The sequence below is a fragment of the Citrobacter sp. Cpo071 genome, from assembly GCF_030332765.1.
Classification (GTDB): Bacteria; Pseudomonadota; Gammaproteobacteria; order Enterobacterales; family Enterobacteriaceae; genus Citrobacter; species Citrobacter portucalensis.
This window is the reverse complement of record NZ_JAOWHE010000084.1, coordinates 331,280-346,578: the sequence shown is the minus strand read 5'-3', so window position 1 is coordinate 346,578 and position 15,299 is coordinate 331,280. Positions and strand designations below refer to the sequence as shown.

General features: G+C 51.9%; 12 protein-coding genes. 7 read left to right on the top strand and 5 right to left on the bottom strand.

Translation table 11 applies throughout. From position 1 onward, the window contains the following. Positions 1 to 50 precede the first annotated feature (50 nt). Positions 51 to 383 (top strand): YegP family protein, encoded by a 333-nt coding sequence (locus OGY09_RS16895; protein WP_008785215.1) that lies wholly within the window; start codon positions 51 to 53, stop codon positions 381 to 383. A 159-nt stretch (positions 384 to 542) separates the two neighbouring features. Beyond that, positions 543 to 1,904, top strand: coding sequence for a prephenate-dependent tRNA uridine(34) hydroxylase TrhP (gene trhP, locus OGY09_RS16890; protein ID WP_032943948.1), 1,362 nt, complete (start codon positions 543 to 545; stop codon positions 1,902 to 1,904). Positions 1,905 to 2,172: 268 nt separating this feature from the next. Here trhP and clpA read toward each other — a convergent pair whose 3' ends face one another. Then, on the bottom strand, positions 2,173 to 4,449 hold the full coding sequence (gene clpA / locus OGY09_RS16885; RefSeq protein WP_003036804.1) for an ATP-dependent Clp protease ATP-binding subunit ClpA: 2,277 nt from the start codon (positions 4,447 to 4,449) through the stop codon (positions 2,173 to 2,175). A 30-nt stretch (positions 4,450 to 4,479) separates the two neighbouring features. After that, positions 4,480 to 4,800, bottom strand: a complete 321-nt coding sequence (gene clpS / locus OGY09_RS16880; RefSeq protein WP_003036810.1) for an ATP-dependent Clp protease adapter ClpS — start codon at positions 4,798 to 4,800, stop codon at positions 4,480 to 4,482. A gap of 323 nt (positions 4,801 to 5,123) precedes the next feature. Here clpS and cspD point away from each other — a divergent pair, with 323 nt between their 5' ends. Then, positions 5,124 to 5,348, top strand: coding sequence for a cold shock-like protein CspD (gene cspD, locus OGY09_RS16875; protein WP_003036813.1), 225 nt, complete (start codon positions 5,124 to 5,126; stop codon positions 5,346 to 5,348). Positions 5,349 to 5,422: 74 nt separating this feature from the next. On the opposite strand, the gene macB is transcribed toward cspD, so the two are convergent. Further along, positions 5,423 to 7,369, bottom strand: a complete 1,947-nt coding sequence (macB, locus tag OGY09_RS16870; RefSeq protein ID WP_032943949.1) for a macrolide ABC transporter ATP-binding protein/permease MacB — start codon at positions 7,367 to 7,369, stop codon at positions 5,423 to 5,425. Further along, complete coding sequence (gene macA, locus OGY09_RS16865; RefSeq protein ID WP_032943950.1) at positions 7,366 to 8,481, bottom strand: macrolide transporter subunit MacA; 1,116 nt, start codon at positions 8,479 to 8,481, stop codon at positions 7,366 to 7,368. Before macA ends, macB begins: the two co-directional genes overlap by 4 nt. 159 nt (positions 8,482 to 8,640) lie before the next feature. Between macA and OGY09_RS16860 the strand changes: the two genes are divergently transcribed. Further along, positions 8,641 to 9,591, top strand: coding sequence for a VirK/YbjX family protein (locus OGY09_RS16860; RefSeq protein WP_032943951.1), 951 nt, complete (start codon positions 8,641 to 8,643; stop codon positions 9,589 to 9,591). Here OGY09_RS16860 and OGY09_RS16855 read toward each other — a convergent pair. Further along, the gene (locus OGY09_RS16855) at positions 9,588 to 11,246 is read right to left on the bottom strand and encodes an ATP-dependent endonuclease (RefSeq protein WP_003834292.1); all 1,659 of its coding nucleotides are present in this window, start codon (positions 11,244 to 11,246) and stop codon (positions 9,588 to 9,590) included. The two genes, OGY09_RS16860 and OGY09_RS16855, sit on opposite strands and share 4 nt — an antisense overlap. Positions 11,247 to 11,617: 371 nt before the next feature. On the opposite strand from OGY09_RS16855, the gene aqpZ reads away from it, so the two are divergent. From aqpZ to hcp, 3 genes are all read left to right on the top strand, one after another. Then, positions 11,618 to 12,313 carry an aquaporin Z gene (gene aqpZ / locus OGY09_RS16850; protein WP_003840208.1) on the top strand — a complete coding sequence of 232 codons (696 nt, stop codon included), beginning with the start codon at positions 11,618 to 11,620 and terminating at the stop codon, positions 12,311 to 12,313. A gap of 268 nt (positions 12,314 to 12,581) precedes the next feature. After that, complete coding sequence (locus OGY09_RS16845; protein WP_032943953.1) at positions 12,582 to 13,481, top strand: LysO family transporter; 900 nt, start codon at positions 12,582 to 12,584, stop codon at positions 13,479 to 13,481. Positions 13,482 to 13,636: 155 nt separating this feature from the next. Then, positions 13,637 to 15,289: a hydroxylamine reductase gene (gene hcp, locus OGY09_RS16840; protein ID WP_003834297.1), complete on the top strand. Its 1,653-nt coding sequence runs from the start codon at positions 13,637 to 13,639 to the stop codon at positions 15,287 to 15,289. Positions 15,290 to 15,299 lie beyond the last annotated feature (10 nt).

Below are 15,299 nucleotides of genomic sequence, written 5' to 3'. Positions count from 1 at the left end.
TACTGTCGTCAATAACTGTTTGATATAAAACTTTTAATCAAGGAGTTCATATGGCTGGTTGGTTTGAATTAAGTAAGAGTAGCGATGATCAGTACCGCTTTGTTCTTAAAGCTGGGAACGGGGAAATAATCCTTACCAGTGAGCTTTACACTACAAAAGGTGCTGCAGAAAAAGGGATCGCATCTGTCCATGCTAACAGCCCTCTGGATGAGCGTTATGAGAAAAAAACAGCGTCTAATGGCAAATTACATTTCAACCTGAAAGCTGCAAACCACCAGATTATTGGTAGCAGTCAACTGTATGCGAATGAACAGTCACGCGAGACCGGTATTGCTTCAGTTAAGACCAATGGTGTCAGTCAGACGATAAAAGATAAGACCTGATAATTATTTGCTCAGCCGGGTAACGCAACGCTGTCGCCCGGCGTTTTTCTTTACCTGACTTCCTCGCAGCGCTACAATGCCCGCCCTTAATATGGGGGCACTCCCCTAACCGCCTCATTGAGTGAGGCGAGTCTGACCTGTCATCAGAACGAGAAAATTATGTTTAAACCGGAACTCCTTTCCCCGGCGGGAACGCTGAAAAACATGCGTTACGCTTTCGCCTATGGCGCTGACGCTGTGTATGCGGGCCAACCGCGTTACTCACTGCGCGTACGCAACAACGAATTCAACCACGAAAACCTGCAGCTCGGCATTAATGAAGCCCATGAACTGGGTAAAAAATTCTATGTGGTGGTTAACATTGCCCCACACAATGCCAAGCTGAAGACCTTCATTCGTGATCTGAAACCGGTGGTGGAAATGGGGCCGGATGCACTGATCATGTCAGACCCTGGTCTGATTATGCTGGTGCGCGAAAACTTCCCTGACATGGACATTCACCTTTCAGTACAGGCTAACGCCGTAAACTGGGCGACGGTGAAATTCTGGAAGCAGATGGGGCTGACCCGCGTGATCCTCTCCCGCGAGCTGTCGCTGGAAGAAATCGAAGAGATCCGCACCCAGGTGCCGGATATGGAGCTTGAGATCTTCGTTCACGGTGCGCTGTGTATGGCCTACTCCGGCCGTTGCCTGCTTTCTGGCTATATCAACAAACGTGACCCTAACCAGGGTACCTGCACCAATGCCTGCCGCTGGGAATACAACGTGCAGGAAGGCAAAGAAGACGTGGTGGGCAATATCGTGCATAAGTACGAGCCTATTCCGGTACAAAACGTTGAGCCTACGCTGGGTATCGGCGCACCGACAGACAAAGTCTTTATGATTGAAGAAGCCCAGCGTCCGGGTGAGTATATGACCGCGTTCGAAGACGAACATGGCACTTACATCATGAACTCAAAGGATTTGCGTGCCATTGCCCACGTTGAACGCCTGACGCAGATGGGCGTGCATTCGCTGAAGATCGAAGGCCGCACCAAGTCATACTATTACTGTGCACGTACCGCGCAGGTCTATCGTAAAGCCATTGATGATGCCGCAGCCGGTAAACCGTTCGACCCGCAACTGCTGGAAACGCTGGAAGGCCTGGCGCATCGTGGTTACACCGAAGGGTTCCTGCGCCGCCATACCCATGACGACTATCAGAACTACGAATACGGCTTCTCTGTTTCCGAGCGTCAGCAGTTTGTCGGCGAATTCACCGGCGAACGTAAAGGTGAACTGGCCGCCGTACTGGTGAAAAACAAATTCACCGTCGGCGACAGCCTGGAGCTGATGACCCCACAGGGAAACATCAATTTTACCCTCGAACAGATGGAAAACGCGAAAGGTGAAGCCATGCCGGTTGCGCCGGGCGATGGTTACACCGTGTGGATGCCAGTACCAGAGGATATCGATCTGAATTATGCATTGTTGATGCGTAATTTTACCGGTGAGTCCACGCGCAACCCGCATACTAAGTAGTTAATTACGGTTATTTTTCAGCGTTCGGAAGATTCTTAGAAATCGATCACATACCGTTTCGTTCATTAAGGGTATTATCCCCTCCGCTGAAAAACATAACCCATAAATGCTAGCTGTACCAGGAACCACCTCCTTAGCCTGCGTAATCTCCCTTACGCAGGCTTATTTTTTGCCTGCCGTTTAAACTCCCTGAATATCCCAATTCAAATCACGATTATCAGGCGAAAAAAAACCGGGCATTACGCCCGGCTGATTAGGTGATTAAAGATTAATGTGCTGCTTCTGGCTTGTGCTTTTGCGCACTCTGGAAACCATAGGTCAGCTCATTTTTCTCTTTATCCAGCGCAACGGTCACCTGGCCACCATCCACCAGCGAACCGAACAGCAGTTCGTTAGCCAATGGTTTTTTCAGGTTATCCTGGACCACACGCGTCATTGGACGTGCGCCCATTGCGCGGTCATAGCCTTTCTCTGCCAGCCAGTCACGTGCTTCCTGGCTCACTTCCAGAGAGACACCTTTCTGATCCAGCTGAACCTGAAGCTCGACGATAAACTTATCAACAACCTGATGAATCACCTCGGTAGAGAGATGATCAAACCAGATAATGTTGTCGAGACGGTTACGGAATTCCGGCGTAAACACTTTTTTGATTTCGCCCATTGCATCAGTACTGTTGTCCTGATGAATCAACCCAATCGATTTACGCTCAGTTTCACGCACACCGGCGTTGGTGGTCATGACCAGCACCACGTTGCGGAAATCCGCTTTACGCCCGTTATTGTCGGTCAGCGTGCCGTTATCCATCACTTGCAGCAGCAGGTTAAAGACATCCGGGTGCGCTTTTTCGATTTCATCCAGCAGCAGTACGGCATGCGGATGCTTAATAACAGCATCGGTCAGCAAACCGCCCTGGTCGAAACCAACATACCCCGGAGGCGCACCAATCAGGCGGCTGACGGTGTGGCGTTCCATATATTCGGACATATCAAAACGCAGCAGTTCAATACCCAGCGCTTTGGACAACTGCACCGTGACTTCGGTCTTACCGACGCCAGTTGGTCCGGCAAACAGGAACGAACCGACCGGTTTATGCTCGTGTCCCAGACCGGCACGGCTCATTTTGATCGCTTCAGTCAGCGCCTCAATGGCTTTATCCTGTCCGAATACCAGCATTTTCAGACGGTTGCCCAGGTTTTTCAGCGTGTCGCGATCGCTCTGCGAAACGCTCTTCTCCGGGATCCGCGCAATGCGGGCCACAACGGACTCGATATCCGCCACGTTGACGGTTTTCTTGCGCTTGCTGACCGGCATCAGACGCGCACGCGCGCCCGCCTCATCGATCACGTCAATCGCTTTATCCGGCAGATGACGATCGTTAATGTATTTCACCGCCAGTTCGACCGCTGCACGCACCGCTTTGGCGGTATAGCGGACGTCATGGTGCGCTTCGTATTTCGGCTTCAGACCGTTGATTATCTGCACGGTCTCTTCTACCGATGGCTCAGTGACATCGATTTTCTGGAAACGGCGCGCTAACGCACGATCCTTTTCAAAGATATTGCTGAATTCCTGATAGGTTGTGGACCCTATCACACGGATCTTACCGCTGGAGAGCAGCGGCTTGATCAGGTTAGCCGCATCCACCTGGCCGCCCGATGCCGCACCCGCACCGATAATGGTGTGGATCTCATCGATAAACAGAATGCTGTTAGTATCCTGTTCCAGCTGTTTCAGCAGCGCCTTAAAGCGTTTTTCAAAATCACCGCGATATTTGGTGCCAGCCAACAGCGAGCCGATATCCAGGGAGTAAAGGGTGCAATCAGCCATGATTTCAGGCACATCACCCTGGACGATACGCCAGGCGAGGCCTTCAGCAATGGCGGTTTTACCGACACCAGACTCTCCCACCAGCAGCGGGTTGTTTTTTCTGCGACGGCACAGTACCTGAATGGCGCGCTCCAGCTCTTTGTCCCGGCCAATGAGCGGATCAATTCCACCCACTCGGGCAAGCTGGTTAAGGTTAGTCGTGAAGTTTTCCATACGGTCCTCCCCGCCAGCTTGCTCTTCGTTATTTGGCTGATTCCCAGAGTCAGAAGACTGACTGGGTTCGTCTTTGCGCGTGCCATGAGAAATAAAATTCACCACATCAAGGCGGCTCACTTCATGCTTACGCAGCAGATAAGCCGCCTGAGATTCCTGCTCGCTGAAGATAGCGACCAGCACATTTGCGCCGGTAACTTCATTGCGCCCGGAGGACTGAACATGAAAGACCGCGCGTTGCAGTACACGCTGAAAACTCAACGTTGGCTGCGTGTCGCGTTCTTCCTCACTGGCAGGCAATACAGGTGTGGTCTGTTCAATGAAGGCTTCGAGTTCCTGACGGAGCGCCACCAGATCCACAGAACACGCTTCCAGCGCTTCGCGGGCCGATGGGTTACTGAGCAACGCCAGTAACAAGTGCTCGACGGTCATAAACTCATGTCGGTGCTCGCGCGCTCTGGCGAAAGCCATGTTTAAACTGAGTTCCAGTTCTTGATTGAGCATAGGCACCTCCCCCAATGTTTATGCCTGCATTCAGGCTTTTTCCAGCGTACACAGCAACGGATGCTCGTTCTCCCTCGCATATTTGTTCACCATCGCTACTTTGGTTTCAGCCACTTCGGCAGTGAACACGCCGCAGATAGCTTTGCCTTGATAGTGAACTGCAAGCATCAGTTGCGTTGCACGTTCTACATCATAAGAAAAGAATTTTTGTAACACGTCAATAACAAACTCCATCGGAGTGTAATCATCATTGACTAATATCACTTTATACATAGATGGCGGTTTTAGCGCGTCGCGCAATTTGTCTTCCGCCAGCAGATCGAAATCCAGCCAGTCGTTCGTCTTACCCATTGTCAGTCGTCATCTTCAGTTACGGTTTCCGGCAGAAAATCTTGCCGCTGACAAGCAGCCTATGCGCACAATCAATCTACCTCAAGTATTAGATAACTATCATCTATTAGTGCCATCCGCGACATCTGTCACATAACCGACAATAGCGTTAACTGCTTCAAATTTTGATGCATTTTTACCCTATTCCGTCTGCATGGCGCTTGACGCCCCGCCTGATTTCTCTAAATTGTAGTTTCGAGAGTTGGCGAGGTTTTGAACAGCCCCCACTCCGCCACCGGTTCATTCCATCTTACTTATATAAGATTTACGAAGGATGTCGAAGTATGGAAACGGGTACTGTTAAGTGGTTCAACAACGCCAAAGGGTTTGGTTTCATTTGCCCCGAAGGCGGCGGCGAAGATATTTTCGCCCATTATTCCACCATTCAGATGGATGGTTACAGAACGCTAAAAGCCGGACAGTCTGTCCAGTTTGATGTCCACCAGGGGCCAAAAGGCAATCATGCCAGTGTCATCGTGCCTGTCATTGAAGCAGAAGCTGTCGCATAGCTCTTCTGTCTCATTGTGTACATCCCGCAGTCAAAATGCCAGCCCTTGCGGCTGGCATTTTTATCTCTGTGGCATTATTCCCGCGCCAGAGCATCTACTGGATCCAGACGTGCCGCATTCCGCGCCGGTAACCAGCCAAACAACACCCCGGTTGCAGTCGAACACAGGAACGCCGTCAACAGCGCGACGGGTGAGAATCCAATTTCCCAGCCCGGCAGAAATAGCTGTAGCGTAAAAGCGATCAGCATCGACAGGCTAATGCCCAACGCGCCGCCAACCAGACACACTAACACCGCTTCAATTAAGAACTGTTGCAGCACGTCACTGGCGCGAGCGCCAACCGCCATACGAATACCAATCTCACGCGTTCGTTCGGTTACTGAAACCAGCATAATATTCATCACGCCAATCCCACCGACCACCAGCGAAATCACCGCCACCAGCGTCAGGAAGAGTTGTAATGTACGTGTGGTCTTTTCGGCGGTTTTCAAGATGCCGTCCATATTCCAGGTGAAGAAATCCTTCTTACCGTGGCGCAACGTCAACAGTCGGGTCAGTTGCTGTTCGGCCTGGGCACTGTCAAAACCATCCTTCACCCGCACGGTGATCGAGTTCAGCCACGACTGTCCCATAATGCGCCCGGACATAGTGCTGTAAGGCAGCCAGACACGCAGGATCTTGCTACTGCCAAACATCGACTGTTTCTCTTCTGCAACACCAATCACCGTGGCAGGCATATTCCCCACCAGCACGACTTCGCCAACAACTTTCGCTTTATTGGGGAACAACTGACGACGGGTATTGCTGTCGAGCACCACCACCTGAGCACGGCCCGCCAGTTGCTCGGCGTTAAAGGTGGTCCCTTCGCTAAATGTCATGCCATAGACGTTGAAATAGTCGCCGCTAACGCCATTAGCACTGGCAGCAACGTCGATATTGCCATAGCGTAACCGCAGGTTCTTCGACACCGCAGGCGTTACTGAACTGACCCAGGGCTGCTTCTGTAGCGCCGTCAAATCGTCATACTTCAACGCCTGTTGATATTGCGGATCGTCGTCGCCGAAGTCTTTGCCTGGATAGATATCAATGGTGTTAGTACCAATAGCGCGAATATCTGCCAGTACCAGCTGTTTAGCCGCATCGCCTACCACCACGATCGACACCACCGAAGCAATACCGATGATGATCCCAAGCATGGTCAGTAGCGTACGCATCTTATTCGCGGCCATTGCCAGCCAGGCCATCGTAAGCGCTTCACGAAAACCGCTGACAAACTGGCTCCAGCCGGATGCCGTTTTCACCGTTGGCTCCGCGATATCGCGTCCGCCAGAGGGGTTCTGTGGCGGTGGATTGCGCACAATCTCGCCGTCACGAATTTCAATGACCCGTTCGGCCTGCGCGGCGACCTGGCTATCGTGAGTAACGATAATTACCGTATGCCCGCGATCGCGCAGCTGATGCAAAATCGCCATCACCTCTTCGCCGGAATGGCTATCCAGCGCACCGGTGGGTTCGTCGGCAAGAATAACCTGCCCCCCGTTCATCAGCGCACGCGCGATACTGACCCGCTGCTGCTGACCACCGGAAAGCTGGGAAGGTTGATAGTCAACCCGGTCACCCAGCCCCAGCCGCTGGAGTAATTCCTGCGCACGCGCCAGGCGCTGCTTACGTTCAGTGCCCGCATAGACCGCCGGTACCTCAACGTTTTGTGCGGCGGTTAAATGCGACAGCAGGTGATAGCGCTGGAAGATAAAACCGAAATGCTCACGACGCAGCTGCGCTAGCGCATCGCTATCCAGCGTAGAGACATCGCGTCCGGCAACCCGATACGTACCGCTGGTTGGCTTATCCAGACAACCGAGAATGTTCATCAGCGTCGATTTACCCGAACCCGACGCCCCGACAATCGCCACCATTTCCCCGGCCTGAATGCTCAAGGATACGTCCTTCAACACCTCAACCTGGCCTTCGCCTGACGGATAGCTGCGGCGGATATGGCTCAGTTCAAGCAATGCCGTCATTTTGCAGCTCCAGCGTTGCCCTCACCGGTAATGACTTCATCCCCCTCTTCCAGCCCTTTCACGATCTCCACATCGGTGTCATTACGCGCGCCGATAACCACTTCACGTTCGCGGGTTTCGCCGTTACGCAGCAGCCTGACGTTATAACGATTGTTGCCGATAGGATCGCCCAGCGCCGACAGCGGGATCGTCAGGACATTTTTGACATCAGTGAGCTGGATATGGACCTGCGCGGTCATATCCAGACGCAGGATCCCTTTCGGGTTGGGAACTTCAAAGCGGGCATAGTAGAAAATCGCATCATTCACTTTCTCTGGCGTCGGAAGAACATCTTTGAGCTTACCTTCATAGCGTGTTTGCGGATCGCCCAGCACGGTAAACCAGGCCTTTTGCCCAGGATGCAGGTGAATTACATCAGCCTCAGAAACCTGCGCTTTCACCAGCATGGTGCTCATATCGGCCAGGGTCAGAATGTTAGGTGCCTGCTGGGCGGCAATAACGGTTTGCCCCTGCAGGGTAGTAATTTGTGTTACTTCGCCAGCCATTGGCGCAACGATGCGGGTGTAATCAAGGTTGGTTTTTGCCGTATCGAGAGAGGCCTGATTACGCTTAATTTGCGCGTCAATTGTGCCAATTTGCGCCTGTTTGACCGCCATTTCGGTGGCCGCCGTGTCGAGATCCTGCTGTGAAACGGCCTGGGTTTTCGCCAGCTGTTGTTGGCGGGAGAGAGTGACCCGCGCCAGCTTCCACTCAGCTTCGGCTTGTAAACGCTGGGCGCGCAATTCCATTAGCGTCGCTTCAACCTCTTTGATTTGGTTTTGCGCCTGTTCAGGATCGATAACGCCGAGCAACTGATCTTTTTTTACTTTATCGCCAATCGCAACCGACAGCGTTTTTAACTGCCCGCTGACCTGCGCCCCGACGTCAACTTTACGCAGCGCATCCAGCTTACCGGTAGCCAGTACGCTTTGTTGCAGATCGCCAGGTCGAACAATTAATGTTTGATACTGAGGTAAAGGTGCATTAAGCGTTTGCCAAAGTGCAATTACCGCCACAATAAGGATGACGGCGAACAGAAAATAGCGTTTTTTGATTTTTCCCTTGAGCTTCATAAATGTCCCAATTCCCCCAATACGCCCACCAGAGTGGAGTGCTAAACATCAACGTTAAATAAATCGCCGTTGAAAAGCGCAAGAATAACAGAGTTATTGATGAATGGTTAAGATCCGCTGTGCTGAAATTAGTACAAAGGTATCAATCGGATTTATATTATGAGCCAGCTAACTGAAAGCACTTTTCTTTCTTCAAAACCAGTCACAAGTTTTAGCCTCTTTTGTAGCCTGATGACCGGACATTGGCGCCCAGGACAATTTTGGCATCAGCGTAGCTTTCGTCGTAAGTTTTTGTTGCGCTCAGCGCTTATGCCGCGATTAACGCGTGAATGGATGACCGAGTTGGCGCAATGGCCTGACCTTGATAGCATACTTGCACGCCAGCCACGATTGCCGGTTCGTTTGCATCGCGCCTATCTCGCGAAAAACCTTGACCACAAAACGAAACTGGATGCCGTGCGTTATCACTACAATGCTATCCGCAGCTTTTTTTCAGCCACTGAATTTAAGGATTATTTAAGTGAAGATGGATTACAACTAGCACAAATTGAGGGAAAAAATAGCGAAGTATTTAGTGTAATAATGACTTCATTCATCATACTGGATAAAGAAGGTGAAAGCACCATTCTGGTACGCAATTGCGCTGGCGAGACTTTAGCGGAAATGACGTTTACGCTGTGCAATTATGAAGGGAACAGTACGTTGTTTATTGGCGGGTTACAGGGAGGAAGCCGATTACTGCCACATGAAGAAATTCAAAAAGCGACCAAATCATGCCATGGGATTTTCCCAAAACGTATTGTGATGGAAGCCATTTGCTGTTTTGCGGAACAATTAAATATCGAACAAATTCTGGCTGTAAGCAATGAACAGCATATTTTTCGTAGCCCGCGCTACGACGATAAAAACAAGGTAATTCTTTCCGACTACAACACTTTTTGGGAGTCGGTTGGCGGTGAGTGCGACAGCAACGGGTACTATCATATTCCACGCACGCTGGCGCGAAAAAGCGAGGCGGATATTGCCAGCAAAAAACGCGCAGAATACCGCCGCCGCTATCAGCTACTGGACAGCATCCATTCGCAGCTGTCGTCGATGTTTCGCCACTAATCCGCTCTGCCGCGTGCCAGCCACAGCACGCGGGAAAACATTTTTCGCAGCAGCGTTGGCACCGCATCAACGCCCCGCCGCCCGGCTTCCATCGCCACCTCAATGGCCAAATCCGGTTTTGACGAACGATGTATCGCCTTGGAGATTATTTTGCGCATATTCATAGGCACATTCTCCGGAATTTGCGCCACCCGGTGAAAGACGTCAGCAAATCCCTGGCGATACATAAAGTGTTCCATATCCAGCGCGGGGAGCATGGTCAAATGCTCACGCTCTTCCTCTCTGTCGTCATTCAATAAGCTACGTACCGTAGCCGCATACTTTTTCCCGGCTTCATCGCCATCGACCAGCACGTGCCACTCTATCCCCATCCGGCGGGCGAATTTAACCAGCGGCTTAAGACCGGACTGGGCAAATTCAATGACTTTAATCCCTTCTGCATCAAAGTGATGTCCGCACTGGCGGGCTAGTTCGTTAATGACCCAGGTTTCCGTTTCACCTTCCACCAGCAGCCAGCAGCGGGCAAACAACGATGACGCACGATTAAAACGAATATGAAATGCGATTCGCCGACCATCTTCTGCACTGATCCCACCCGGCCCCAGCCGCCATGCAGCGACGCGGGATGATTCACGTACCAGACGAACAACATGCTCAACAGGCGTAAGGGACAGCAGCTCACCGGAGTTGGTGGTCGCCACTCGCTGCAGAGGCAGTAAATTCAACAAGTGCCAGGCCACCGACAGCATGATGGGATGTAAACGCGTTTCCGGATCTTCCACCAGCAGTAAAGGTCGGGCGTCTTTATCCAGCCTTAGCGTACCTTTGGCCTGCAACAGCGTCGAAAATAGCCCCAGCAGGATCACGCGGTGCGTACGTCCGCCGGGTTTATCAATCATGCGGTTAATAATGTCCAGATAGCGCCAGCTCCGTTGTTCGTTATTGGAGCGACGGCGCATCAGACGGTAGCGGGACTGGCCAGCCCCCTGCTCGGAAAAATAGTGCTCCAACAACTGAACCATGGCCGATAATCCCTGGCGGATCTGCCCGTCGGTCAGGTTTTGCGGCCGGGTAGCCAGCTCACGCGCCAGAAAATCCAGTTGGCGGGCGGTGACTTCGACATCCGCCGAGTCCGGCACGGTACCGTTGCGGATCCGTCGCATAAATCGCGCGTCGCGCAGACGCAGTACCGGCATCAGACGCACAAGGTGCCGCGCCTGATCGTTAATGTCATCGAGAGGTAATGGATGGCCGTCGCCATCAAGAAAACTGCGCAAGGTCAGAACGCTACCGTCATCCGCACACTCGCCTTCCAGGCGATAAAAAATGCGGTGATAGCCATCCTGGCAAGGCGTCCAACTGGCTTCCAGAGGACGATAGCGACGCACCCGGTGACGACCCGGCTGGGATTCACGAAACGTCAGGATAATGTGCAGGTGGTGTTCCCGGCCCTGTATATCACCCGGCGGGAACCAGAAATCCTCGCGGACAAAATGATACAAGTCTGACTCCGGCGACAGCAGCAGGGTTAAGGCATCCAGCAGACTGGATTTACCCCACGCGTTCTCCCCAATCAGCACGTTGCTCTGCTCCAGCATCAACGACAGACGGTTAATACCACGAAATCCAACAATCTCAACGCGTTCGAGAATCATAAAGCCTCCGGAAATGCTAACTTTTTCCTTCAAGTTATCAGGAGTATAACGGCAAGCGGGCGCTCAGGACACCCGATATCAATCTGGTGTGAATCGCAAAAGCAAAAAAAATAAGAATATTCTTCTTATGTTTTCTCCTGAATATAATTTCAGAACTTAATCATCGTCCTTTCGCTAATTGAACTATGCTTCATTCACCCAAGATTCAAAAAGGAATCGCAACATATTGCCTTAAATCAAATTTTTTCATCAATTTAACTGGCGAAGGGATGATATTTTTTTCTAAAATACCCGCTCTTTCATCATCGTCCCTTTTAGCGATGAATTACCGGGCAAGGAACACGAACCCGGAACTTTTAATTGAGGTGGTTATGTTCAGGAAATTAGCAGCTGAATTCTTCGGTACGTTTTGGCTCGTTTTTGGTGGGTGCGGTAGTGCAGTGCTGGCAGCCGCATTCCCGGAATTGGGAATTGGATTTGCCGGTGTCGCGCTGGCATTCGGCCTGACAGTATTAACCATGGCATTCGCTGTGGGTCATATTTCAGGCGGGCATTTTAACCCGGCGGTAACCTTCGGTTTATGGGCTGGCGGTCGTTTCCCGGCAAAAGATGTTATTGGTTACGTTATTGCTCAGGTTGTGGGCGGTATTGTTGCAGCTGCGGCACTGTATCTTATTGCCAGCGGTAAAGCAGGTTTTGATGCAACGGCCAGTGGTTTTGCTTCGAACGGCTTTGGTGAACATTCACCAGGCGGTTATTCCATGCTTTCTGCCGTCGTCATTGAAATTATTCTGACCGCAGGTTTCTTATTAGTGATCCACGGCGCGACCGATAAACATGCTCCGGCAGGTTTTGCACCTATCGCAATTGGTCTGGCGTTAACACTGATTCACTTGATCAGTATTCCGGTCACCAACACCTCCGTAAACCCGGCACGTAGTACCGCAGTAGCCATTTTCCAGGGCGGCTGGGCATTGCAACAATTGTGGTTCTTCTGGGTCATGCCGATTATCGGTGGGGTTCTCGGCGGTCTTATTTACCGCACCCTGCTCGAAAAACGCGATTAATCGCTAACAAAAAGGCCTGGCGAAAGTCAGGTCTTTTTTTTCCTCTCTATATTTCCTTTTATTTGCAACTTTACTCCCCTCTTTGCATTGAGTAGTGTGTATACCCGTTATACTTCAAGTTGCAGATGTGTTGACTGCGCTCACTCCCCCCAGTCACGTACTTATGTACGCTCCCGGGGATTCACTCCCTTGCCGCCTTCCTGCAACTTGAATTATTTAGGTTATAGTGACGCATTTCGTCTTACTTCTCAGCAAGGATCTGATTTTCATGTTTTCAGGGCTGTTAATCATTCTGGTTCCCCTTATTGTGGGCTACCTTATTCCGCTCCGGCACAGGGCTGCATTACAACTTATCAATCGCCTGTTAAGCTGGATCGTCTACCTTATTCTCTTTTTTATGGGTATTAGCCTGGCGTTTCTGGATAATCTCGCCAGCAACCTGTTAGCCATTCTTCATTATTCTGCGGTCAGCGTGACGGTCATTATACTGTGTAATATTGCGGCGCTGTTCTGGCTGGAGCGTTCGCTGCCCTGGAGACACAACCACAAGCAAGAAAAGCTCCCCTCGCGAATTGCAATGGCGCTTGAGTCGCTTCAGCTTTGCGGCGTCGTCGTCATCGGTTTCCTGCTCGGCCTCACTGGGCTTCCCATTCTGCAGCATGCCACCGAAGCCAGCGAATATACGTTAATCTTTTTACTGTTCCTGGTGGGGATTCAACTGCGCAACAGCGGCATGACCTTAAAGCAAATTGTGTTGAACCGTCGGGGGATGATCGTGGCCGTCGTCGTCGTCGTCAGTTCGATGCTGGCAGGGGTTATCAATGCCTTGATCCTCGGTCTACCGCTGAAAACCGCGCTGGCTATGGCATCAGGTTTTGGCTGGTATTCCCTGTCCGGTATTCTGTTAACCGAATCATTCGGGCCCGTAATTGGTAGTGCCGCCTTCTTTAACGACCTGGCCCGTGAGCTGATCGCCATTATGTTGATTCCAGGAATGGTGGGCCGCAGCCGCTCTACCGCGCTGGGATTATGCGGCGCGACATCAATGGATTTCACCCTGCCCGTTTTACAACGCAGCGGCGGTCTGGAAATGGTCCCGGCAGCCATCGTCCACGGCTTTATTCTGAGTCTGTTAGTGCCTCTGCTGATGGCGTTTTTCTCCGCCTGACGCCGGAACAAATACCTCTCTGGCGGTAGTCAGCTACCGCCAAAATTGCGCTAAATCAATCTCCCTGCAAGTAGTAGCAGAAATCCCTTTTATCCCTTCGCGCACAGGCATAACCTTAAACATGTATATCAAATATAACTTTAAAAGGTGTGACCATGTTTTGTGTGCAATGTGAACAAACCATCCGTACTCCGGCAGGAAACGGCTGCTCTTACGCGCAGGGTATGTGCGGTAAAACGGCTGAAACCTCCGATTTGCAGGATCTGCTGATTGCTTCCCTACAAGGTCTGTCTGCATGGGCTGTTAAAGCACGTGAATACGGCATCATCGACCATGAGGTTGATAACTTTGCGCCGCGTGCGTTCTTCTCCACGCTGACTAACGTTAACTTCGATTCCCCGCGTATTGTTGGCTATGCCCGTGAAGCTATCGCCATGCGCGATGCCCTGAAAGCGCAATGCCTGAACATCGACGCGAACGCAGCGGTCGCCAACCCGATGGCCGATCTGCAACTGGTCAGCGACGATCTGGGCGACCTGCAACGTCAGGCCGCTGAATTTACCCCGAACAAAGACAAAGCAGCCATTGGCGAGAACATTCTCGGCCTGCGTCTGCTGTGTCTATACGGCCTGAAAGGTGCGGCAGCTTACATGGAGCACGCGCACGTTCTCGGTCAGTACGACAACGAAATCTACGCTCAGTACCACAAAATCATGGCATGGCTGGGTACCTGGCCTGCCGATATGAACGCTCTGCTGGAGTGTTCAATGGAAATCGGCCAGATGAACTTCAAAGTGATGAGCATTCTGGACGCCGGTGAAACCACCAAATACGGCCACCCGACCCCGACTCAGGTCAACGTAAAAGCAACCGAAGGTAAGTGCATCCTGATCTCCGGTCACGACCTGAAAGATCTGTACAACCTGCTGGAGCAGACCGAAGGTACCGGTGTTAACGTTTATACCCACGGTGAAATGCTGCCGGCGCACGGCTACCCGGAACTGCGTAAGTTCAAGCACCTGATCGGCAACTACGGCAGCGGCTGGCAGAACCAGCAGGTAGAGTTTGCCCGCTTCCCAGGTCCGATCGTCATGACCTCTAACTGCATCATCGACCCGACCGTTGGCGCGTACGACGACCGTATCTGGACCCGTAGCATCGTCGGTTGGCCGGGTGTGAGCCACCTCGAAGGCGACAACTTCGGTCCGGTTATCGCTCAGGCACAGCAGATGGCTGGCTTCCCGTACAGCGAAATCCCGCACCTGATCACCGTAGGTTTCGGTCGTCAGACCCTGCTGGGCGCTGCTGATACCCTGATCGACCTGGTGAGCCGCGAAAAACTGCGTCACATCTTCCTGGTTGGCGGTTGTGACGGTGCACGTGGTGAACGTAACTACTTCACCGACTTCGCCACCAGCGTGCCGGATGACTGCCTGATCCTGACCCTTGCTTGCGGTAAATACCGCTTCAACAAACTGGAGTTCGGAGATATCGAAGGCCTGCCGCGTCTGGTGGATGCTGGTCAGTGTAACGATGCTTACTCTGCCATCATCCTGGCGGTAACCCTGGCTGAGAAACTGGGCTGTGGCGTGAACGATCTGCCACTGTCTCTGGTGCTCTCCTGGTTCGAACAGAAAGCGATTGTTATTCTGCTGACCCTGCTGTCTCTGGGCGTGAAAAACATCGTCACTGGCCCGACTGCACCTGGTTTCTTCACACCGGATCTGCTGGCAGTTCTCAACGAGAAATTTGGTCTGCGTTCCGTGACCACCGTTGAAGAAGACATGAAGCAACTGCTGAGCGCGTAAGGAGTAAAGA